This is a genomic window from Cyanobium sp. T1G-Tous (assembly GCF_024345455.1).
Classification (GTDB): domain Bacteria; phylum Cyanobacteriota; class Cyanobacteriia; order PCC-6307; family Cyanobiaceae; genus Cyanobium_A.
Genome location: NZ_JAGQBD010000001.1, coordinates 293,801 through 315,117, shown reverse-complemented (window position 1 = coordinate 315,117; position 21,317 = coordinate 293,801). Strand labels below are relative to the sequence as shown.

Genomic DNA, 21,317 nt, shown 5'->3' with positions numbered 1-21,317 from the left:
TCCGGGTGATCAAACAGCAGTTCGGATTCCAGAAAACCAGGCTGCGCGGCCTGGCCAAGAACAGCTGCAAAATCAATGTAATTGTAGCTCTGACGAATCTGTTCCTGGCACGGCGACAGTTACTCGCAGCAGTGTGAGCAAGGGAATGATGTGCCCAAACACCTCGATTCAGGCTCAAATACCAGCCAGATGATCCCGAAATGAGCCGATAGAGCCAACAATTTCCGGCCTCAGAGGCAAATCAAGGCCAAAGGCAGCTTTGCCCGGTCTCAAGAGGCACTTAACTCCCTGTTGCCCAGAGCTTCCCTAGCAGAGGTAGCCGCCCAGGCTGGCCTCAACATCGAAGCCGCCGCCCTAGTGAAAGGCTTTGCTCAGCTGCTGCTTGCCAGCGACGACGCCTTGGCCCTGCGTAACTTCGACAACCTCGGCTGGGATGTGGGTGAGTTGGCCTGGACCGCCAAAACCTGGGAGCTAGCTGATCAGGCCTGAGCGAGCCGAGCCAGGTAGCTCTGATAGCTGCCGGCATTGATCCAGCCGGTAGCGATCGTTTTGGTGTGCTCCTCGCTCACCCTGCCCCGGTGGATGTGGGACGGGCCAGCCGGAAAGATCACGAGCTTGCCCCGCTCAGCCGGCTCGTGGTGATCCTGCCAATGAAACTCGGTGCCCCCTTTGGGCACGTCGTTGCAATAGAGAATCCAGGCCAGCACGCGATGTACCGGCTCGGTGGCCTCGTCGCTGATTGTCCAGTCGCAGTGCCAGCGCTTGAAACCCTCGCCAGGGGCGTAGCGCTGCAGGTTGAAGATCGGATTTACGAACAATTCCTGCTCCGGGCAGCACTGGCGAAAGAGGGCCCGCTCCTGCAGGTAGCGCTCCAGCCCAGCCGTGACGCCGCGCAGGATCACCTCCGCCAGGGCGAAGGCCTCAGGATCGGAGCGGTCGATGGCCACCAGGCTGATGTCGGTGGAAATTTTGGCGGGCTCAGTTTTGCCGCCAGGGCCAAAGGCCACCCCGGGCCGCCGCAGGTCAACGCGGCGCTCATAAAAGGCCATCACCCCATCGGCGAGGGCCTCGAAGCCGGCATTGCGATAGGTAGCGAGCAGATTCATCAGCAGAGCTCCTGCCAGGGAAGGGCCAGGGCCGCCTCCAACTGCTGCCAGCGCTGCGGCTCCGCCGCGACCCTTGCCAGCAGACCCAGCCGCTCCAGCGCCGCCACCACCCGCCCATGATCAAGGGGGCCAGCAGGCCCTAAGGGCAGCACCAACACCTGGGGCTCGGCGGGATCGGCAAGCACCCGCAGCTCCAAATCCTCCAGCTCGCGCTCAAAGAAAATTCGCCGCATGCGGCCGGTGAGCCCTGGCCCCAGCGCCTCGGCATAGGCCTCCAGCGAGTCACGCTCAGCGCTGCATCCGCAATTGAGCGCCAGCCAGATCAGCAGCTTGGCCCAGCTATCAGCGGTCCAGAGGGGCTGAAAGCTCTCACGGTGCTGCCGCACCAACTCGCCAATGGCGAAATCAAACAGGGTTGCCTGCAGGTTGATGGCATTCATGCCTGCCATCCTGCCCAGCTGCCGGCAGACTGCACAGGCATGCGACTGCCGCAACCATGGCCCTCGACTTCAACGACCCCGATTTGGAGTTCAGCGATCTCGTGTACGCCTACCAGAGCTGGGTAATGGCAGTGATCAACGACGAAAAGCTCGGCGGCGAAGAAACCCTGCTCACCGACGAGATCGCTGACGACGCCCTCAACGCCATGCGCTTTCTGCCCGGCGAAGTGACCAGCGCCATCGAAACCAGCCTCGCCCGTGTCTACGACGTAGATGCCGACGAACTCGCCAGCCTGCTGTTCCCAGAAGGCTGACGCCCCCCCCGGAGCGCCCATGCCCATTCCTTTTGCAGAGGCCCACAGTCACCAGGCTTCCCTGGTGGCTGCCGATCTTGGTAGTCACCCAGAACAAGGCCTATCCGATCTGGAGGCAAAGCAGCGGCTGCTCAGCTACGGCGCAAACGCCCTGGAAGCAGGCGGTGGTCCGCCTGTCTGGCGCCGATTTTTAGGGCAATTTCACGATCCCCTTCTGTACACGCTCCTGGTGGTGGGAGCGATCAAGTTGCTGCTGCACGAGCCGGGCGAAGCGCTGGTGATCTGGAGCGTCACCCTGATCAACGCCACCATTGGGTACATCCAGGAAAGCAAGGCCGAAACGGCCATTGCCGCCCTGGCCCGTTCGGTGCGCACCGAGGTGGAAGTGGTCCGCGAAGGCCGGCGCCAAAGGCTGGTCTCGGAGCAGCTGGTGCCCGGGGATCTGGTGTGCCTGGAGGCCGGCAACAAGGTGCCCGCAGATCTGCGCCTGCTCCAAACCCGCAACCTGCAGCTCGATGAATCGAGCCTTACAGGGGAATCCCTGCCTGCCGCTAAAAACAGCGAGGCCGTTGCAGCGGCAAGCCCCCTGGCAGAGCGGGTGGGTATGGCTTACGCCGGCTGCTTCGTGAGTGGCGGCCAAGGGCAGGGAGTGGTGGTGGCCACCGGCGCCACCACCGAAGTCGGTCAGATCTCCGACTCCCTGCAGAAGCAGGTGAACCTCAGTACCCCCCTGACCCGCAAGATTCGCCGCTTCAGCCAAACCCTGCTGCACGTGGTGCTGGTGCTGGCCGGGCTCACCTTTCTGGTGGGAATCCTGCGGGGCCGCGGTGCAGCCGAAATGTTCGATGGCGCCGTGGCCCTGGCCGTGGGGGCCATCCCGGAGGAGTTGCCGGCGATCGTGACCATCACCCTGGCTATCGGCGTCAACCGCATGGCCCTTCGCAACGCCATCATCCGCAAGCTGCCGGCCGTAGAAGCCCTAGGCAGCACCACGGTGATCTGCTCCGACAAGACCGGCACCCTCACCCAAAACCGGATGACGGTGCAGGAGATCTACGCCGGCGGCGCCCTAGTCCCCCTCGAGGCGCTGGGGCCGGGCAATGAAGCAGCCGCCAACGTGGCCGTACACGAAACCTTGCTGGCGGGGCTGCTCTGCAACGATGCCCGGCCTAGTCAACGCGACGGGCTGGTGGGCGACCCCACCGAAACGGCCCTACTGCAGGCAGCCCAAACCGCAGGCCTGGACAGGCAGCTGGCCCTTGAGGCCCATCCGCGCCGCGATGCGATTCCATTCGAATCGGAGCAGCAGTACATGGCCACCCTGCACGGCGGCAACCGGATCTTGATTAAGGGCTCGGCTGAAGCGGTGCTGGCCCGCTGCAGCCGCCAACTCAGGCCAGATGGCCAAGCCGAACCCCTCGACGTCGTCGCCATCGAAGCGGCGGTAACAGCCATGGCCGTACGGGGCCAGCGGGTGCTGGCCTTTGCGATCGGCAGTAGCGGCAATCAAGCTCAGCAGCTGCACCCCGAGCTGGTCGAGGGCGGCCTGGATTTTCTGGGTTTACAAGGCATGATCGATCCGCCGCGGCCGGAGGCAGTGGCCGCCGTGGCCGCCTGCCAGCAGGCAGGTGTGACCGTAAAAATGATCACGGGCGACCACCTAGAGACCGCCCGCACCATCGCCCTCCAGCTGGGGCTGGGTAAAAACGGCAGGGTCCGTGCCATTGAGGGCCGCGACCTGGATCAGCGCAGCGACGACGAGCTGAGCCAAATCGCCAGGGACAGCGACGTATTTGCCCGGGTGGCACCGGCCCAGAAGCTGGCCCTGGTGCGAGCGCTGCAGCGCCAAGGGGAAGTGGTGGCGATGACTGGCGATGGCGTCAATGACGCACCGGCGCTTAAGCAGGCCGACATCGGTATCGCCATGGGCCGAGGCGGCACCGAGGTGGCGCGGGAGGCGGCCGACATGCTGCTCACCGACGACAACTTCGCCACCATCGAAGCGGCCGTGGAAGAGGGCCGGGTGGTCTACCTCAACCTGCGCAAAGCCCTGGCTTTTGTGTTGCCGGTGAATGGCAGCGCCTCAATGACGATCCTGCTGGGGGCGGTCCTGGGCCTGGAACTTCCAGTCACAGCCCTGCAGGTGCTGTGGCTGAACATGGTTTGCTCCCTCAGCCTGTCGGTACCACTGGCCTTTGAGCCGCGGCCGCCCGGGCTGATGCGGCAGCCGCCGCGGCCACCGGCCCAGCCCCTGCTCAACCGCGGCCTGGTGCGCAAGGTGCTGCTGGTGTCGGTTTTCTACTGGTGCTTCATCTTCGGGGTATTCCTCTGGGCCCGCTCCCACGGCAGCAATCTGGCCCAAGCGCGCACGATGGCAATCCAGGCCCTGGTGCTGGCCCAGATCGCCTATCTGGTGAGCATCAGCCAAGCCAGCAAAATGGGATGGCGCCACTGGCACCAATCCCCCTGGCTTGCGGCTGGCATCGCCTTAGCGGTGGTGCTGCAGCTGAGCTTTAGCCAGCTGGGCTGGATGAACCGCTTCTTCGCCACCGCCCCCCTAGAGCCCCAGCAGTGGCTGGTGTGCGGCATCGCCCTACTGGTAATGGTGCCTGTGGCCTGGCTGGCGGAGCGCCTAGACAGCTAACCCTTAGTAGCGCTAATGCTTGATGCCAGGAATGCCGAGCCCGCCGATCATGGCCTTTGCGACAGGCGAACTAGCTGCTGGGTGCAGTGCTCCACGAGCACCGGCAGATCGGTCTGGATCGCACCCCAGACCACGCGGTCGCTCACCTTCAGGTATTCGTGGGTGAGCAGGTTCCGAAAGTCGATGATCTGCCTTCCTTCCGGAATAGCAGCGAAAGCTCTGGATTTCGCTGAGCGATCACTTTGAGGGCTTCGCCGATAACGGTGAATTCCCGTTCCACGGCAGAGCGGATCAGGCGGGTAGCTGTGTACGTGGCTTCGTCGATGGACCCGGTGGCCTCCTGGATGGCTGCCGCCGCCTCCTGGATGTCGCTCAGGTAGGCACTGGGATCGCGCTTCGACTAGATCTGGCGCTTGCTGGCTTCGATCGACTGCCGGATGTAGGGGTTGCGCACGGCATCCGCCATAACCAGATCAACTTGAGAGGCCAGGCTCTGCCGAAGGTCGTTGAGCAAGGCGAAGTAGTTCTTGTAAAGACTGGAGGCGTCGAGCGGCTGGAATTCCACCAGCAGGTCGATATCGCTCTCCCCTGGCCGGTAGTCCGGCCTGAGCACCGAGCCAAACGCATGTAGCCGGGCCACGTGGTGGCGCTTGCAGGCTGCGGCAATGGCGTCGAGTTGGGGCTGGGGGAAGAGGACGCTCATAGATCCATTGTGCTCAGAACTGCTGGGCGGCGACTAGCTGCAGCTCACCCCCGGGGCTCTTTGTCCCCAGACTGAGTCGCTAGAGAATCATCCGAACCTGGAACATTGCGCCCCTAAAGATTAAAAATGCGCGATGCCGGGTTCGAACCAGCGACATCCTGCTTGTAAGGCAGGCGCTCTACCGCTGAGCTAATCGCGCGCCATAGGCAAAATACACCCCATGGCTCAGGCCCCACTTCAACGCAAGCTGCGCTGGCAACTTGAGGCCCTCGGGGTGCGGCTGCTGCTGCTGGCGCTGCGGGGGCGCTCCCACCGCAGCATGGGCCGCGGCATTGCCCAAGCCCACCGACTAGCCAGGCCCTTGCTGCGGCGCCGCCACACCACGGCGATCGCCAACCTGACGCGGGTGTATGGCGAGCAGCTCAGCCAAGGAGAGCGTGAGGCCATCGCCGAGCAGTCGATCAACAGCTTTTTTCTCTCCTGCCTCGAATCGATCATCCAACCGGTTGACGCCTCCTTGATCAGCGCCGAGGGGGAGGGGCTCGACGAACTGTTGCGGCTGCATCGCCAGGGCCAGGGGGTGATCGTGGGATCGCTGCACCTGGGTTGCTGGGATCTGGGGCTGCGCTGGCTAAGCGAACAGCTCGACACCCCGTCTGTCGTTTATCGCCCCGCCCGCAACCCCTACAGCGACGTGCTGCTGAACCGGGCCCGCCAGGCCAACAGCTACTGCAACTGGATACCCCAGGCTGATGCCAGATCGATGTTGCGCTGCCTGCACCGCGGCGGCAGCCTCGTTGTGATGACCGACCTTTACAGCCGCAGCAGGGAAGTGCAGGTCGACTTCCTCGGCCTGAGCACCAACTTCGTCAAAGGGCCAGCGGCCCTTGCGCAGAAATCGGGTTGCCCCCTGTTTCCCGTGGCCCATGTGCGGGAAGCCAACGGCCGCTTTCGGTTGAGCGTTGGTGCACCGCTGTGGCCCGGCCAGGGTGCCGCCGCCCTGAGCGACCAGCTTGCCGCCGTAGCCCGCTGGCACGAACTCCTGATCCAGGCCTATCCGGAGCAGTACTACTGGATCAACCGGCGCTGGCGAACGGGCGATGGCAGCGGTGAGCGGCTGCGGCCCATCGGCCCACCCGGGCGCTGATCGATGGCCAGCGGCCGCAGCCACGACCGAGCCACCTGGCTCCTGAGCCTGCCCTTTGGGCTGCTGTGGTGGCCCTGGCTGGGTTTGGCAGGGGTAAGCGTGGCCGGCCTGAGCTTTCTGCTGGGTGGCCTGCTGCTCTCCCCCGACCTCGACACCCGCTCCAACCCCACCCGCCGCTGGGGACCGTTGCGGCTGCTCTGGTGGCCCTACCGCAATCTGCTACGCCATCGCTCCCTGCTCTCCCACAGTCCCCTGCTGGGCAGCAGCGGGCGCCTGGCCTACCTGGCAGCGCTGCTGCTGCTGAGCTGCTTGCTGCTGCAACCCCTCGGTGGGCCAGCACCCCAGCAGCTCCTGGCTACCGCCCAGGCGCTCTGGCAGGGCCAGCGTCCGCTGCTGCTGGCCGCCCTGGTGGGACTGGAGGCCAGCAGCTGGCTGCACCTGATCCAAGATGGCGACCCGATGCCGCGCCTACCCCGCCTGCTGCGCCGCCGCCGCCGATGAACCCCCAGACCCCAGCCCACCTTGAGGCCCTAGCTGAGCTGATCGCCGTGGTGGCTCGCCTACGCGACCCCGAGGGCGGCTGCTCCTGGGATCTGGCACAAACCCACGCCTCCCTGGTGCCCTACGTGCTGGAGGAGGCCCACGAAGTGGCCGATGCCATCCGCTCGGGCGACGACCAGCACCTGGCTGAGGAACTGGGCGACCTACTGCTGCAGGTGGTGCTTCACGCCCAGATCGCCAGCGAGGCAGGCAGCTTTGATCTGGCCCAGATCGCTGCAGGCATCAGCGCCAAGCTGGTGCGCCGCCATCCCCATGTGTTCGGAGGTGGCGAGCCGGCCAGCTGGGAGGAGATCAAGGCCGCCGAGAAACCCCAACCCGCCTCCACCAGCCCCCTCAGCGATCGGCTGGCCGGCAAGGTGCGGGGCCAGCCCGCCCTAGCCGGCGCCATGACGATCTCCAAGCAAGCTGCCGCGGCCGGCTTCGAGTGGGACGACATGGCAGGGGTGTGGGCAAAGGTGCACGAGGAACTCGACGAGCTCAAAGAAGCTGTGGCCTCAGGGGATCGCCGCCATGCCCAGGAGGAGCTGGGCGACGTGCTGTTCACCCTGGTGAATGTGGCCCGCTGGTGCGGCATCGAACCGGAAGCCGGGCTGGCAGGCACCAACCGCCGCTTCCTCGATCGCTTCTCCCGGGTGGAGACAGCCCTAGATGGCGACCTCAAGGGCCGCAGCATCGGCGAGCTCGAAGGCCTCTGGCAGCATGCCAAGGCCAAAATCCGGGCTGAAAACACGCCAACGCCAGGTCCCTGATCCTTGAGCGCAACAGCCTCGCAAGTTCCGTACAACCTGTACAGATTTAGGGACAGCCAGCCAACAACTCAATCCTCCGGCTGAGGACGCGCCCCCCTCTGCCCCTTGATGGCGCCGCGCTGCTTCTTGGCCGCCAGACGCCGCTGCACTGAACCGCGGGTAGGCCGAGTTGCCCGGCGCGGCGGCGGCGGCGGCTTAATCGCCTCCAGCAGCAATTCCACCAAGCGCCGCTGGGCCGCCACCCGGTTTTGCCATTGGGAGCGATGCTCACTAGCCGCAATCACCACACAACCTTCCACCAGCTTTCCCTCCAGTCGCCCCAAGACCCGGGCCTTGATCGTGGGCGGCAGGGCAGCGGAGGCCGCCAGATCAAACACCAGCTCCACCCGTGAATCGGTGGTGTTCACGTTTTGGCCGCCGGGGCCGGAGGAGCGCGAAAAACGCCAGGCCAGCTCGGCGGCGCCGATCACCAGCGCTGGGGTCAGCCGCAGATCCGCCGTGGGGCGCAGGGGAGCCATGGATTCAGGGGAGCCCTGGAATCAGCCTGTCACGGCCAACACACTGGCGATGCGCAAGGCTGGAGCCTGCGAAATTTTGGCCATGGGCTGGATCGACGAGATCTTCGACGGCGTGCGCTACGGCCTGGAAGGCACGGTGGTCGCCGAACAAGATTCAGCCTTCCAGAAGGTGACGATCATCGACAGCCAGCGCTACGGCAAGGGCCTGCTGCTCGATGGCTGCTGGATGACGGCCGAGCGCCAGGAGCGCCACTACCACGAGGCGATCGTGCATCCGGCCCTGTGCGGCGCCGCCAGCATCGAGCGGGTGCTGGTGATCGGCGGCGGCGATGGCGGCACCGCCCGCGAATGCCTGCGCTACGCCGGCGTGCGGCACCTCGACCTGGTGGAGATCGACGGCCTGGTGGTGGAGTGGAGCCAGCAGCACCTGCCCAGCATCGGCGGCGGCTGCTGGAGTGATCCCCGCTTCCACCTCACCGTCGGCGATGGCATCGCCTGGGCCGCCAACGCCCCGGATGCCAGCTACGACGTGGTCATCGTGGACGGCTCCGACCCGGCTGGCCCGGCCGAGGGCCTGTTCAACCGGGCCTTCTTTGAGCACTGCCGCCGCATCCTCAAGCCAGGCGGTGTGTTCGCTACCCAGAGCGAATCGCCCGAGGCCTTCCGCCAGGTTCACATCGACACGGTGAAACTGATCCGCGAGGTGTTTGGCCACGCCGATCCGATGTATGGCTGGGTGCCCATGTATCCGAGCGGCTGGTGGAGCTGGACGTTCGCCGCCACAGACGGCCGCCGGTATCTGCAGCCGGATCCCGCCCGCGCCGCGGCCGTCGACTGTGGCTGTGATATCTGGAGTCCCCGCTGGCAGCGCGGCGCCTTCGACGCCATCCCCGCCGCCATCGAGCGGGAGCTGGGCTGATGTTTGACACCGATTTGTTTGACACGGATTTATTTGACACCGACGGCGCCATCTACATGGCCAGCCAGCGCGATCCGGCCGGCTGCCGGGTGGGCCTATTTGGCGTGCCCTACGACGGCACCACCTCCTTCCGCCCCGGCACCCGCTTCGGGCCGGCGGCAATCCGCGAGGTGAGCAGCGGCCTGGAGAGCTACTGCCCCCAGCTCGATCGCGACCTAGAAGACCTGGCCTTCGCCGATCTCGGCGCCGTTGATATCCCCTTTGGCGCCCCTGAGCCAGTAGTGGCGGCTGTGAAGGCGGCCACAGAAGCCGTGCTGGCCCTTGGTCTCAAGCCGCTAATGCTGGGCGGCGAACACTCGATCAGCTCCGGCGCCGTGGCGGCCGTGGCGGCCCAGCACCCGGAGCTGGTGCTGGTGCAGCTCGATGCTCACGCCGACCTTCGCCACGAGTGGCTGGGCGCGCAGCACAGCCACGCCTGCGCCATGCGCCGCTGCCTGGAGGTGCTGCCCAGCCAGCAGCTGCTGCAGATCGCCATCCGTAGCGGCAGCCGCGAGGAATTTTCCGAGCTGCGGCAGTCGGGCCGGCTAGTGGCGATCGAGCAGATGGCCGAGGCGCTCAAGCCCCTGCGGGGCCAGTCGCTTTATCTCACAGTGGATCTCGATTGGTTTGATCCGGCGGTGATGGCCGGCACCGGCACACCGGAGCCCGGCGGCTTCCTTTGGGGTGATTTCGCGGCACTCGTGGAGGAGCTGCGCCACCACAACCTGGTGGCCGCCGATGTGGTGGAGCTGGCGCCGATGCTGGATGCCACCGGCGTGAGCAGCGTGCTGGCTGCCAAGGTGGTGCGCAGCCTGCTGTTCCTGCTGGATCAATAGCAGCAGGTGCCGCTGGTGCGCTGCTCGCGCAGGCGCTCGTGCTGCTGGCTGATCAGCAGCACCGCCAGAGTCGGATGGTTGTGCAGCAAGTTGAGGAAGCGCAGGCGATCTAGCCGCAGGATCTCAACAGGGGTACGGGCCACGGCTTCGTTGCGATAAATGCCGTCGCGCCAAAGGATGTCCTGATAGCTGAACAGCTCGCCGGGGCGGTAGCAAAGCTTCTCGCCGCTCTCGCCGATCACTTCGATGATGCCGCGGCGCACCCCATAAATCGAATCGGCCCGAGAGCCCCTGGAAAACACCTTGGAGCCGGTGGGCAGAGTGAGAACCTCGCAATCCACCTGAGCCGCCATCAGCTCCAGCGGGGTCGTGATCGCCACCGAAGCCACCATGCCCCATACCCCCTAATCGAAACCAGAATCCCTTAATACAGCTCTGCCGCCCAAGGCCGCTAGCCATGGCGAGCACAAAAGCCGAATAAGCCCCGAATCCAGGCCAAATTACAGATTTTCTTCAGCTTTTGCCAAAAGCTGATTCAAGACTTAGCTGCTGGTTCGGCTGGGCTGGTGTCCCCCCAGCAACTGCCTCCGCGCTGATCGCAGGCAGCCGCGGCGGCCGGGCCGTCCAGTGGTGGCACCACAGCTCCAGGGCCAATTCGGGATGAATCGGCAGCTGGCGCAGCTGACACCAGCCGAATTCAGCGCCACTGGGTGGGGCGCAATGGCGGCAGCTGCGGCAGCAAGGGCGCTGACCCATCCAAAGGAGTGATCTGGTCTCTCAAGGTATGGACGTTTCGTCAAAGTGGTAGCGAATACAGCGAATCTTCCAGGTTCCTTATTGATTCCGCAGGCCTGCATAGGATCCGGCCATGGGTTTAAAACGCACCCCCCTGTTTGAAGCCGCCCAAGCTGCTGGTGGCCGGATGGTGCCCTTTGCCGGCTGGGAGATGGCAGTGCAATTTGAGGGCTTGGTGGCAGAGCACCAGTCCGTGCGGCGCCGCTGCGGCATCTTCGACATCTCCCACATGGGGGTGCTGACCCTGCGGGGCGCAGGCGCCAAAGAAGCCCTGCAGGCTCTGGTGCCCACCGACCTGTTTCGCATTGGCCCCGGCGAGGCCTGCTACACGGTGCTGCTCAACGAGCGGGGCGGCATCCGCGACGATCTGATCGTTTACGACAGGGGCTGGCAGGCAAATGGCCAGTGCCACGAACTGCTGCTCGTGATCAATGCCGCCTGCGCCGCAGCCGACACCGCCTGGATTTGCAGCCAGCTAGAGCCCCTTGGCATCCGTGTTGAAGATCGCAAGGGTGATGGCGTGCTGCTGGCCCTGCAGGGCCCGGAGGCGGCCGCCCGGCTAGAGGAGTTGGCGGGTACCGACCTGAGCGGCCTGCCCCGCTTCGGCCACCGGGAGCTGAAACTGGCTGGCGTCAGCGCCTTTGTGGGCCGCACTGGTTACACCGGCGAAGACGGCTTCGAGCTGCTGCTGAACCGGCCAGACGGCCTGCTCCTGTGGGACAAATTGCTGGCCAGCGGCGTCAGCCCCTGCGGCCTCGGCGCCCGCGACACCCTGCGCCTGGAAGCGGCCATGCACCTCTACGGCCACGAGCTGGACGAGCACACCACACCCCTGGAGGCCGGCCTGGGCTGGCTGGTGCACCTGGAAATGCCCAAAGCCTTCATTGGCCGCGAAGTGCTGGAGCGCCAGAGCGCCGCGGGAGTCCAGCGGCGCCTGGTGGGATTGAAGCTGCAGGGCCGCGCCATCGCCCGCCATGGCTACCCGGTGTTGGCGGCCGGGGCTCCAGTGGCTAGTGAGCCGGTGGGGCAAATCACAAGCGGCAGCTGGTCACCCAGCCTCGAAGAAGCGATCGCCCTGGCCTACGTACCAGCGAGCGCCGCCAAGCTGGGCACCGAGCTGGCGGTGCAGATTCGCGGCAAGGCCGAGCCAGCGCTGGTGGTGAGGCGTCCCTTCTATCAGCGCTGACGCGGGAACAGCCCGGTGCTGACGCCACCGGGTGGGACAATCGCCCATTCACTCCGGATCTCAGCATGCGCAGCCACGGATGCGGCGACCTGCGTCACGACGCCAGCGGCCAGGCCGTGCAGCTCTGCGGCTGGGTAGACCGATGTCGTGACCACGGCGGCGTGATCTTCATCGACCTGCGCGACCGCAGCGGCACCGTGCAGATCACCGTCGACCCCGACAACGGCGCCGCGATGTTCGCCGTGGCGGAGCACCTGCGCAACGAGACGGTGGTTCAGGTGGAGGGCACGGTGCGGGAGCGCCCCGCCGATGCCATCAACGACAAGCTGGCCACCGGCCGCATCGAAGTGCTGGCCAGCGCCATCACGGTGCTCAACGCCGTGAAGGGCAACCTGCCCTTCCCCGTGTCGGTGCACGACGAGGAGAACACCCGCGAGGAGCTGCGGCTGCGCCACCGCTATCTGGATCTGCGCCGCGAGCGCATGAACGGCAACCTGCGCCTGCGCGCCCAGACGATCCAGGCCGCCCGCCGCTTCCTGGAAGACCAGGGCTTCATCGAAGTGGAAACCCCGGTGCTCACCCGCTCCACCCCCGAGGGCGCCCGCGACTATCTGGTGCCCAGCCGGGTGTGCGGCGGCGAGTGGTTCGCCCTGCCCCAGTCGCCCCAGCTGTTCAAGCAGCTGCTGATGGTGGGCGGCATCGAGCGCTACTACCAGGTGGCCCGCTGCTTCCGCGACGAAGATCTGCGCGCCGATCGCCAGCCGGAATTCACCCAGCTCGACATCGAGATGAGCTTCATGGGCCAGGAGGAGATCCTCGAGCTCAACGAAGCCCTGATCGCCAACATCTGGCAGGCGGTGAAAGGCGTGGAGCTGCCCCGCCCCTTCCCCCGCCTCACCTGGCACGAGGCGATGGAGCGCTACGGCACCGACCGGCCCGACACCCGCTACGGCCTGGAGCTCACCGATGCCTCAGACATCGTGGCCGACATGGGCTTCAAAGTGTTCAGCGGTGCGGTGGCCGCAGGCGGCGCCGTGAAGTGCATCGCCGTACCCGGCGGCAACGACGCCATCAGCAACGTGCGCATCAAGCCCGGCGGTGATGTGTTTTCCGAGGCCCAGGCGGCCGGCGCCGGCGGACTGGCCTTCATCCGCGTGCGCGAGGGCGGCGAGATCGACACGATCGGCGCCATCAAGGACAACCTCTCTGAGGCCACGAAGGCGGAACTGCTGGCTCGCACCGGCGCCCAGCCCGGCACCCTGCTCCTGTTCGGCGCCGGCGACACCGCCACGGTGAACAAGGCCCTCGATCGGGTGCGCCAGTTTCTGGCCCGCGAGCTCGGCCTGGTGCCGGCCGACCGAGACAACGACCAGTGGAATTTCCTCTGGGTGGTGGATTTTCCGATGTTTGAGTTCAACGCCGGCGAAAACCGCCTCGAGGCCCTGCACCATCCCTTCTGCGCCCCCAACGCAAACGACCTGGGCACCGATCCGGCCGCCTGGGCCACCACCCTGCCCACCGCCCGGGCCCAGGCCTACGACCTGGTGCTCAACGGCCTGGAGCTGGGCGGCGGCTCGCTGCGCATCCACGATTCGGCGCTGCAGCGCCAGGTGCTGCAAACCATTGGCCTGCCCCTGGAAGAGGCCAACCAACAGTTCGGCTTCCTGATGGATGCGCTCGACATGGGCGCTCCGCCCCACGGCGGCCTGGCCTTCGGCGTCGACCGGATCGTGATGCTGCTGGCGGGTGAGGAGTCGATCCGCGACACGATCGCCTTCCCCAAGACCCAGCAGGCCCGCTGCCTGATGACCGGCGCCCCTGGCGGTGTGGCCACCAAACAACTCGACGAGCTGCATGTGGCCAGCACCTGGGTTGAGGAAGACGACAGCTGAAGCCCAAAGACACAACTGAAAGCCAAAACTGAAAAATAAAACTGAAAACCAAAACCCAAAGCCAAAACAAAACGGGGCATTTGGCGCCGCAGCTGCCCAGCGCAGCAACGGTGAAGCACCACTTATGCATTGGGCGTGCCCCACACCCCCACCAGCACCGATCCGGTGCGGCTTTATCTGCAGGACATCGGTCGGGTGGACCTGCTTACCCAGGAGCAGGAGCTCATCCTGGCCCGGCTGGTGCAGCGGCGAGAACAGCTACTGCGCCAGGGCGAACCGGACAAAGACGAACCGGGCGCAGGTGAACTGGACGAAGTGGCCGCCAAAGAGCGACGACTGGCCCTGCACCGAGGCAAAAGGGCCAAGGAGCGGATGATCCAGGCCAATCTGCGGCTGGTGGTGTCAGTGGCCAAGAAGTACCAGCGCCGGGGCATGGACCTGCTGGATCTGGTGCAGGAGGGCACCTTGGGACTGGAGCGGGCCGTGGAGCGCTTTGACCCGACCCGGGGGTTTCGCTTCAGCACCTACGCCTACTGGTGGATTCGCCAGGGCATCACCCGGGCCCTTGCCAGCCAGAGCCGCACGATCCGGCTGCCGGTGCACATCACCGAGAAGCTCAACCGCATTAAACGGGCCCAGGGTGAACTAAGCGCCCGGCTAGGCCGCCTGCCCTGCGTGGCTGAAATCGCCCAGGAGCTGAATCTCAGCGAAGCGCTGATCCGCGAAACCCTGTTGCAGCTGCCCAAACCCGTCTCCCTGGAGGCCCGGGTGGGCAAGGAGCACGAAATGCAGCTCGGCGACCTGCTGGAAGACGACCACGGCACACCTGAGCAGGAACTCGCCCGCGAGCAGCTGCACAACGACCTCGAGGCCCTGCTTGAAGACCTGAGCAGCCGCGAAGCCGAGGTGATCCGTCAACGCTTCGGGCTAATAGACGACACTCCCCGCAGCCTGACTGAGATCGGCGCTGCCATGCAGCTCTCCAGGGAGCGGGTGCGGCAGATCGAATCCCGGGCCCTGCTGAAACTGCGCCAACCCCAGAACCGCTGCCGCGTGAAGGATTATCTGGGCAGCCTCGACTAAACCAGCCCATCCGGGCTAAAACGAAGTCACTACGGATAAATTGCCATGGCAACCGACATTGACATCGGCATCCCGGAAGCCCAGCGGCTGGAGATCGCCGCAGGTCTGGGCCGCGTGCTGGCCGACAGCACCGTGCTCTACGCCAAAACCCACGGCTTCCACTGGAACGTCACCGGGCCGATGTTCAACACCCTGCACCTGATGTTTATGGGGCAGTACACCGAGCTCTGGAACGCCCTAGACGCCATCGCCGAGCGCATCCGCGCCCTTGGCTGCCCAGCTCCCTTTGGCGGTGCCACCTACGGCCAGCTCTCCTCAATCGCCGAAACCCAGGGCATCCCGGCGGCCTTGGAGATGGTGCGCGAGCTGGTGCTGGGCCACGAGGCTGTAGCCCGCACCATCCGCGGCGTCATGGTCACCGCCGAAGAGGCCAACGACCAACCCACCGCCGACCTGCTCACCCAACGGCTGCAGATCCACGAGAAGACCGCTTGGATGCTGCGCAGCTTGCTCGAGGGCTGATCAAGTACCGCTGGTGCCGCTGGGATCGGCCGGTCGGCGCCCGCTGCGAGGTTGGCTGCGGTGAGCGCGGTGTTGCCCGCGCCGCGGGCGTGACCGCCGAACCCAGCCAACCCCGCAAGGAGCCAGCCCCGCTGGCAGCGCCCGGTACATTGAAGGGTCAGCCACCGGGATATGAGCAAGTTCGTCTTTGTCACCGGCGGCGTGGTGTCGAGCATCGGCAAAGGCATCGTGGCCGCCAGCCTGGGGCGCCTGCTCAAGAGCCGCGGCTACAGCGTTTCGATCCTCAAGCTCGACCCGTATCTGAACGTGGACCCGGGCACGATGAGCCCGTACCAACACGGTGAAGTGTTCGTCACGGAGGACGGCGCCGAGACCGATCTGGATCTGGGCCACTACGAACGCTTCACCGACACCGCCATGTCGCGCCTAAACAGCGTGACCACCGGCTCGATTTACCAGTCGGTGATCAACAAGGAGCGCCGCGGCGACTACAACGGCGGCACCGTGCAGGTGATCCCCCACATCACCCGCGAAATCCGCGAGCGCATCCATCGGGTAGCCGCCAACAGCAATGCCGACGTGGTGATCGGCGAGATCGGCGGCACGGTGGGCGATATCGAATCGCTGCCGTTTCTTGAGGCGATACGCGAATTCCGGGGCGATGTGGGCCGCCAGGACCTGGCCTACGTGCACGTCACCCTGCTGCCCTTCATCGGCGTTTCGGGGGAACTCAAGACCAAGCCGACCCAGCACTCGGTGAAGGAGTTGCGCTCGATCGGCATCCAGCCCGATGTGCTGGTGTGCCGCAGCGACCGGCCCGTGAGCGACGAACTGCGCCGCAAGATCGGCGGCTTCTGCGGCGTGCCGCAGCGGGCCGTGATCCAGGCCCTGGACGCCGACAGCATCTACGCGGTGCCGCTGGCGATGGAGCAGGAGGGGCTCTGCCGAGAGGTATTGGAGGTGCTGCAGCTCACAGACCACAACAGCGACATGGCCCGCTGGCAGGAGCTGGTAACCAAGCTGCGCCACCCCGGCCCGGCAGTGAAGGTGGCGCTGGTAGGCAAGTACGTGCAGCTCAACGACGCCTATCTATCGGTGGTGGAGGCCCTGCGCCACGCCTGCCTGGATCGGGATGCTTCGCTTGATCTGCACTGGGTATGCGCCGAGCAGCTCGAAAGCCAAGGCGCGGAAGCTCTGCTGGCCGGCATGGATGCAGTGGTGGTGCCCGGCGGCTTCGGCAACCGCGGTGTGGACGGCAAGGTGGCGGCAATCCGCTGGGCGCGGGAACAGCAGGTGCCCTTCCTAGGCCTATGCCTAGGCATGCAGTGCGCAGTGATCGAGTGGGCCCGCAACCAAGCGGGCTTGGCCGGTGCCACCAGCGCCGAACTTGATGCAGACACGCCCCATCCCGTGATCCACCTCCTACCTGAGCAACAGGACGTAGTTGATCTGGGCGGCACGATGCGACTTGGCGTTTACCCCTGCCGCCTAGCTGCAGACACAATGGCCCATCGCCTTTATGGCGACGAGGTTGTATACGAACGCCACCGCCATCGCTACGAATTCAACAACGCCTACCGCAGTCTCTTCACCGAATCGGGCTACACAATCAGCGGCACTTCGCCAGATGGCCGTTTAGTTGAATTAATCGAGCTACAGAGTCACCCATTTTTCACAGCTTGCCAATATCACCCCGAATTTCTCTCCCGCCCCGGCAAGCCTCACCCCCTATTCCGAGGATTGATCGAGGCCGCCCAGCAGCGCCTGCCGCAGCAAGGTTGATCAGATTTGCTTGAGTGAGTCTGTTTTGTCTTTAAATTCTCCAAGCAAAAGTTGCAAGTAAGTAACCTTGCGCAGCTTGATGTTGGCCGTAAGTGACATACCCACCTGCAAAGGCAGGCTCTTGCCAGATTTCAGCTTGAGCTGCTGAGAATCGAGGGCAATCGTGGCTGGGAAGCGGTAGGTCTGATTGCGCTCATCTGGAGGCAAGGCATCGGAGCCAATGCCCTTAACGGTGCCAAGCAGCACGCCGAAATCGGTAGCCGGGAAGGAATCGATACTGATGTCGGCAGGGCGACCAACTCGGACAAAGCCGATATCGCTGCTCTCAATCTCCACTTTGGCTTGGAGCGCATCAAAGGGAACAATCTTCATCACCGGCTCACTGCCTTGGGCCACAAAACCAGGACCGGTTGGCTTGAGATCAAACACCACCCCATCCACCGGGGAGCGCACATCCTGGTAGCGGATATTGACCTGGAGCTCAGTGAGCTTGCTGCCTAGATCGGCCAGCTCTCCTTTGATCTGCTCCAGCGCCTGCTCGATGATCGCAATTTGACGCAAGCGATCTACCTTGAGCTTGGCGAGCTCGCCATCAACCTCACGCACCTTGTTGCGCTGTTGCAGATACTGCAACTCAGCAGATGCCCCAACCGCCTTAAGGACCTCAAGCCGCTGCAGGATTTCGGTTTCAAGCACGAGGTTCTGGCGAGTCACCGTCTGCTCGGTGTCGTTGAGGTTGAGATAGCGAGCCAGCTCCACCTCCTTGAGGCGCAGCTGGGCCTGCTTGGCGATGATGGTGGTACGCAGGCTCCCCTGACGATCGAGGGTGGCCTCGTTGTCGAGGCGCAGCAGCACCTGGCCCTTCGTCACCCGCTGCCCGTCCTTGACCAGCATGGTTTCCAGCACACCGCCCACCGGCATCTGGATGGTTTTGACATCACCAATCGGCTGGAGCTTGCCTGAGGCCACCACCACCTCGTCGGTTTTGGCGAAGGCCAGCCAGGCCAGGCCAGCAGCTGTGGTGCCCACTAGGGCCCAGGTGATAGCACGCGCTAAAAAGCGCGACTGCTGCAGCGCCATCTCCTCATGGCTGGTCTGAACCCGGCGCTCGATAGCGTTTTGGGCGCGGCGCACAATCGACATCAGTTGACCTCCTGCTGGCGGTAAAGGGCGTAATAGCGACCTCGGCGCTCCATCAACTCATCGTGGGTGCCTGTTTCCACGATGGATCCTTCGTGCATCATCACGATTAGATCGGCCCGGCGGATGGTGGAGAGCCGGTGGGTGATGAAGAAAACGGTGCAGTGCTTGAGGTTGTCGAGCAAGTTGTCGCAAACGCGCCGCTCGGTGTCGTAGTCGAGGGCGCTAGTTGCTTCATCGAGCACCAGCAGCCGCGGCTGGGAGAGCAGGGTGCGGGCCAGGGCCAGCCGCTGCCGCTGGCCGCCGGAAAGGCCGGCGCCGCGTTCACCCACATTGCTGCTGTAGCCAGCAGGAAGCTCCATGATGAAATCGTGGGCGCAGGCCAGCCGTGCCGCCTGCACGATCGAATCACTGCTGGCATCGGGATCGGTGAGGGCAATATTTTCTGCCACCGTGCCGGTGAAAAGCAGGGGCTCCTGGGGCACAATGCCGATTTGGCGCCGCAGCGAATAGAGCTCAACTTTGTCGATGTCGTAGTTGTCGATCAGGATCCGGCCGCTGCCTGGTGAATAGAGGCGAGCCAGCATTTTGGTGAGGGTGCTCTTACCGCTACCGCTCTGGCCCACCACCCCCACAAAGGTGCCGGCGGCGATGGTGAAGTCGATGTGACGCAACACCTGGGCGCCGCCTGGGGTGAAGGAGAAGCAGAGGTCGTCGAAACGCACCTCGCCGGCGATGGGCGGCAGAGGAATCTTCTGCTTATCAGCCTCATCTGATTCCTCCGGGGTGTCGACCACATCAGCAAGGCGCTCAAAGGAAACCTTGAGCTCCTGGATGCTCTGCCAGATCGAAGAGAGCCGCAACAAAGGCTGTGTGACGTAGCCAGAGATGATCCGGAAGGCGATCAATTGGCCCAGGGTCATGTCGCCGGAGAGCACCAAAGAGGCGCCTACCCAGAGCACCAGCAGCTGGGAGAGCTTCTGCAGCACCTGGGAGGTTTCGGTAAGGGCCGTACCGGTGATGGTTTTTTCAAACGTACGGGAGATGTATTTGCCGTAGAGGTCTTGCCACTTCCAGCGGCTGATCATCTCGACGTTCTGGGCCTTCACCGTCTGGATGCCGGTGAGCACCTCAACAAGGTGGCTCTGGGTGCGGGCGTTCTCCTGGGCCGCATCGCGGTATTGACGACGGAACAGGGGCGCGCCCAGCACGGTGAGACCGATCTGAATCGGCAGCACGCACAGGGCGATCAAGGTGAGTACCCAGCTGTAAAGCAGCATCACGGCGATATAGATCACCGAGAAGGCCGTATCGAGCAGGGTGGTGAGCGCTTGACCGGTGAGGAAATTACGGATCTTCTCTAGCTCAGCAATACGGGTGCCGAGTTCACCCACGGGACGGCGGTCGAAGTAATTGAGCGGCAGCCGCAGCAGGTGGTCGATCACCTCGGCTCCGAGGCGCAGATCGATGCGATTAGTGGTTTCGCTGAATAGGAAGGTGCGCAGGGCGCCGATCAAACCCTCCATCAAGGTCACCACAACCAGGGCAAAGCCCAGCACCTGCAAAGTATCGAGGCTGCGCTGGTTGATCACCTTGTCGATGATCACCTGAATCAGCAGGGGGTTGGCCAGGCTGAACAGCTGCACCACAAAGGAGGCGATCAGCACCTGGGTAAGGATGCCCCGGTAGCGCTGCAGAGCTGGCCAGAACCAGGCAAAACCAAAGCGCTGCTCGGGGGTGGCGGAGCTGCGCTCCAGCATCAGCACATCGATGCCGTCTGGGAAAGCCTCAGGAAGCTGGTCGGGGGGAATTTCCACCCAGCCCTGCCGCGGGGAGGCCAGCAGCAAACCTCGCGCATTGGCGCCCCGGACCACGGCAAACCCGCCCTGCCATGGGATCAGGGCCGGGGTCTGCAGGCGCGTGCCCTGATTGGCAGGCACCCGCACGCCGCTTACGTGCAAACCCATCATCGCGGCGAGATTGCCGCAGAGCTGCAGGTCGGGCGTCTGGCCGCGGCGCAGCACATCGCGCAGGATCTTCTCGATCGCATCGCGGCGGAAGGGCAGCTTGAGCTCCGCCGCCAGCATCTGGAAACAGGCGAGGGTTTCCTCGAGGGGGCCATTGCCGCGCAACAGCTGCAGAGCCGTGCGGTCCCGCTGGCCCAGATCCAGGGCTGAAGCCAAAGGCGGATTGGAGCCGGCAGGTTGGCCGGAGCTGCCGGAACCCTCCGGCATCAGCTCTGCTTCCAGCACTGGAGCTACCGGCGCCAGCAGCTCCGCAGGCAGGGCGATCAGGCGTGGCGCTAGTGGTGGGGTGGCAGCCGGCACACCCTGGCGGGGATTGAGCGCTGCCCCGAGGGGGTGATCGAGCAGGTTGTGGCTAGCGGCCAGCAAGCTGAACTCAATCGGCAGGGCAGCTAGGGCAGCAGGCTCAGGCGGCACCAGTCGGGCCTGGGGGCGGGCCTGATCCAGCAACTCCTGGATCGAAGTGCGGGCCTGGGGGTGCTGCTCAAGCAGCAGGGCCAGTAGGGCTGCCAATTCAGCGGTAAATAAGTGGGAGCCACACCACTGGGCGAAGGAGGGTTCGCTGGTCAGCAGCTCCAGGATCAGGGAATCGGCCAGCACCAGTGCCTCCACTTCGGAGCCAGCGCTCACCTCCTCACAGGGAGCAGCTCGCAACAGGGAGGCCAGGCCCACAAAGCTGCCCGGTCCCAACTTTTCTGCGGTGCGCAGGCGGCCCTGGTCCCGCACCAGCAAGCGAGCTGTGCCGGAGTGGATCAGCAGAATCTCAGATGGAATCAAGCCCCCAAGACAAAGAGGATCACCAACAGCAAACCGACGCAGGCTGAGCTGCAGCTGCAAACGCTCGGCGCTGGCGTGCGACAACCCGGCAAAGGCGGGATGGGCGGGCAGCTGCAAAGGGGCGGAATCGTCCATGGCAT

The 21,317-nt window shown here is 64.7% G+C and carries 23 protein-coding genes, 1 tRNA gene and 1 pseudogene; 14 read left to right on the top strand and 11 right to left on the bottom strand.

What is annotated here, in order from left to right; translation table 11 throughout:
- Both KBY75_RS01545 and KBY75_RS01540 read left to right on the top strand, forming a co-directional pair.
- A pseudogene (locus KBY75_RS01545) lies at positions 1-137 on the top strand (IS5/IS1182 family transposase); the annotation flags it as partial.
- A gap of 154 nt (positions 138-291) precedes the next feature.
- The gene (locus tag KBY75_RS01540; protein WP_255022688.1) at positions 292-489 is read left to right on the top strand and encodes a hypothetical protein; all 198 of its coding nucleotides are present in this window, start codon (positions 292-294) and stop codon (positions 487-489) included.
- Here the strand turns inward: KBY75_RS01540 and KBY75_RS01535 are convergent.
- Both KBY75_RS01535 and KBY75_RS01530 read right to left on the bottom strand, forming a co-directional pair.
- Positions 480-1,106: a 2OG-Fe(II) oxygenase gene (locus KBY75_RS01535; protein WP_254935410.1), complete on the bottom strand. Its 627-nt coding sequence runs from the start codon at positions 1,104-1,106 to the stop codon at positions 480-482. The two genes, KBY75_RS01540 and KBY75_RS01535, sit on opposite strands and share 10 nt — an antisense overlap.
- The gene (locus KBY75_RS01530; RefSeq protein ID WP_254935409.1) at positions 1,106-1,555 is read right to left on the bottom strand and encodes a protein phosphatase; all 450 of its coding nucleotides are present in this window, start codon (positions 1,553-1,555) and stop codon (positions 1,106-1,108) included. Before KBY75_RS01530 ends, KBY75_RS01535 begins: the two co-directional genes overlap by 1 nt.
- A 47-nt stretch (positions 1,556-1,602) precedes the next feature.
- On the opposite strand from KBY75_RS01530, the gene KBY75_RS01525 reads away from it, so the two are divergent.
- Together KBY75_RS01525 and KBY75_RS01520 are read left to right on the top strand one after the other, a co-directional pair.
- Positions 1,603-1,860: a hypothetical protein gene (locus KBY75_RS01525; protein ID WP_106502661.1), complete on the top strand. Its 258-nt coding sequence runs from the start codon at positions 1,603-1,605 to the stop codon at positions 1,858-1,860.
- 19 nt (positions 1,861-1,879) lie between these two features.
- Positions 1,880-4,504, top strand: a complete 2,625-nt coding sequence (locus KBY75_RS01520) for an HAD-IC family P-type ATPase (RefSeq protein WP_255022687.1) — start codon at positions 1,880-1,882, stop codon at positions 4,502-4,504.
- Between the two features lie 47 nt (positions 4,505-4,551).
- On the opposite strand, the gene KBY75_RS15425 is transcribed toward KBY75_RS01520, so the two are convergent.
- The 4 genes from KBY75_RS15425 to KBY75_RS01510 all read right to left on the bottom strand — a co-directional run bounded on the left by KBY75_RS15425 (position 4,552) and on the right by KBY75_RS01510 (position 5,406).
- Positions 4,552-4,689, bottom strand: coding sequence for a HepT-like ribonuclease domain-containing protein (locus KBY75_RS15425; RefSeq protein WP_396097792.1), 138 nt, complete (start codon positions 4,687-4,689; stop codon positions 4,552-4,554).
- The gene (locus tag KBY75_RS15420; RefSeq protein WP_396097790.1) at positions 4,653-4,829 is read right to left on the bottom strand and encodes a hypothetical protein; all 177 of its coding nucleotides are present in this window, start codon (positions 4,827-4,829) and stop codon (positions 4,653-4,655) included. The genes KBY75_RS15425 and KBY75_RS15420 overlap by 37 nt, the downstream gene beginning before the upstream one ends.
- Positions 4,830-4,904: 75 nt before the next feature.
- Complete coding sequence (locus tag KBY75_RS01515; protein WP_255022686.1) at positions 4,905-5,207, bottom strand: nucleotidyltransferase family protein; 303 nt, start codon at positions 5,205-5,207, stop codon at positions 4,905-4,907.
- A 127-nt stretch (positions 5,208-5,334) separates the two neighbouring features.
- A tRNA-Val gene (locus KBY75_RS01510) sits at positions 5,335-5,406 on the bottom strand.
- Between the two features lie 21 nt (positions 5,407-5,427).
- Between KBY75_RS01510 and KBY75_RS01505 the strand changes: the two genes are divergently transcribed.
- Genes KBY75_RS01505 through mazG form a run of 3 tightly spaced genes read left to right on the top strand, consistent with a single transcriptional unit; the run spans position 5,428 to position 7,664 of the window.
- Positions 5,428-6,354, top strand: coding sequence for a lysophospholipid acyltransferase family protein (locus KBY75_RS01505; protein WP_254935405.1), 927 nt, complete (start codon positions 5,428-5,430; stop codon positions 6,352-6,354).
- A gap of 3 nt (positions 6,355-6,357) precedes the next feature.
- Complete coding sequence (locus KBY75_RS01500) at positions 6,358-6,855, top strand: DUF2227 family putative metal-binding protein (protein WP_255022685.1); 498 nt, start codon at positions 6,358-6,360, stop codon at positions 6,853-6,855.
- The gene (gene mazG / locus KBY75_RS01495) at positions 6,852-7,664 is read left to right on the top strand and encodes a nucleoside triphosphate pyrophosphohydrolase (RefSeq protein ID WP_255022684.1); all 813 of its coding nucleotides are present in this window, start codon (positions 6,852-6,854) and stop codon (positions 7,662-7,664) included. The genes KBY75_RS01500 and mazG overlap by 4 nt, the downstream gene beginning before the upstream one ends.
- 68 nt (positions 7,665-7,732) lie before the next feature.
- On the opposite strand, the gene arfB is transcribed toward mazG, so the two are convergent.
- Positions 7,733-8,182, bottom strand: coding sequence for an alternative ribosome rescue aminoacyl-tRNA hydrolase ArfB (arfB, locus tag KBY75_RS01490; RefSeq protein ID WP_255022683.1), 450 nt, complete (start codon positions 8,180-8,182; stop codon positions 7,733-7,735).
- 49 nt (positions 8,183-8,231) lie between these two features.
- Between arfB and speE the strand changes: the two genes are divergently transcribed.
- Together speE and speB are read left to right on the top strand one after the other, a co-directional pair.
- Positions 8,232-9,101, top strand: a complete 870-nt coding sequence (gene speE / locus KBY75_RS01485) for a polyamine aminopropyltransferase (protein ID WP_396097788.1) — start codon at positions 8,232-8,234, stop codon at positions 9,099-9,101.
- Positions 9,101-9,976 carry an agmatinase gene (gene speB / locus KBY75_RS01480; protein WP_255022682.1) on the top strand — a complete coding sequence of 292 codons (876 nt, stop codon included), beginning with the start codon at positions 9,101-9,103 and terminating at the stop codon, positions 9,974-9,976. The genes speE and speB overlap by 1 nt, the downstream gene beginning before the upstream one ends.
- Here speB and KBY75_RS01475 read toward each other — a convergent pair.
- Positions 9,970-10,356: a cyclic nucleotide-binding domain-containing protein gene (locus KBY75_RS01475; RefSeq protein WP_254935400.1), complete on the bottom strand. Its 387-nt coding sequence runs from the start codon at positions 10,354-10,356 to the stop codon at positions 9,970-9,972. The two genes, speB and KBY75_RS01475, sit on opposite strands and share 7 nt — an antisense overlap.
- A gap of 133 nt (positions 10,357-10,489) precedes the next feature.
- A complete protein-coding gene (locus tag KBY75_RS01470; RefSeq protein ID WP_254935399.1) occupies positions 10,490-10,732 on the bottom strand; it encodes a hypothetical protein in 243 nt (80 codons plus the stop codon).
- Positions 10,733-10,844: 112 nt separating this feature from the next.
- On the opposite strand from KBY75_RS01470, the gene gcvT reads away from it, so the two are divergent.
- From gcvT to KBY75_RS01445, 5 genes are all read left to right on the top strand, one after another.
- Positions 10,845-11,957: a glycine cleavage system aminomethyltransferase GcvT gene (gcvT, locus tag KBY75_RS01465; protein ID WP_255022681.1), complete on the top strand. Its 1,113-nt coding sequence runs from the start codon at positions 10,845-10,847 to the stop codon at positions 11,955-11,957.
- Between the two features lie 65 nt (positions 11,958-12,022).
- The gene (aspS, locus tag KBY75_RS01460) at positions 12,023-13,849 is read left to right on the top strand and encodes an aspartate--tRNA ligase (protein WP_255022680.1); all 1,827 of its coding nucleotides are present in this window, start codon (positions 12,023-12,025) and stop codon (positions 13,847-13,849) included.
- Positions 13,850-13,984: 135 nt separating this feature from the next.
- Positions 13,985-14,932 (top strand): RNA polymerase sigma factor, RpoD/SigA family, encoded by a 948-nt coding sequence (locus tag KBY75_RS01455; protein WP_255022679.1) that lies wholly within the window; start codon positions 13,985-13,987, stop codon positions 14,930-14,932.
- Positions 14,933-14,977: 45 nt separating this feature from the next.
- Complete coding sequence (locus KBY75_RS01450) at positions 14,978-15,454, top strand: Dps family protein (protein WP_255022678.1); 477 nt, start codon at positions 14,978-14,980, stop codon at positions 15,452-15,454.
- A gap of 171 nt (positions 15,455-15,625) precedes the next feature.
- Positions 15,626-17,236, top strand: coding sequence for a CTP synthase (locus tag KBY75_RS01445; RefSeq protein ID WP_255022677.1), 1,611 nt, complete (start codon positions 15,626-15,628; stop codon positions 17,234-17,236).
- Here KBY75_RS01445 and KBY75_RS01440 read toward each other — a convergent pair whose 3' ends face one another.
- Together KBY75_RS01440 and KBY75_RS01435 are read right to left on the bottom strand one after the other, a co-directional pair.
- Positions 17,237-18,379 carry an HlyD family secretion protein gene (locus KBY75_RS01440; RefSeq protein WP_254935393.1) on the bottom strand — a complete coding sequence of 381 codons (1,143 nt, stop codon included), beginning with the start codon at positions 18,377-18,379 and terminating at the stop codon, positions 17,237-17,239.
- The gene (locus tag KBY75_RS01435; RefSeq protein WP_396097776.1) at positions 18,379-21,312 is read right to left on the bottom strand and encodes an ABC transporter transmembrane domain-containing protein; all 2,934 of its coding nucleotides are present in this window, start codon (positions 21,310-21,312) and stop codon (positions 18,379-18,381) included. Before KBY75_RS01435 ends, KBY75_RS01440 begins: the two co-directional genes overlap by 1 nt.
- Between the last annotated feature and the right edge of the window lie 5 nt (positions 21,313-21,317).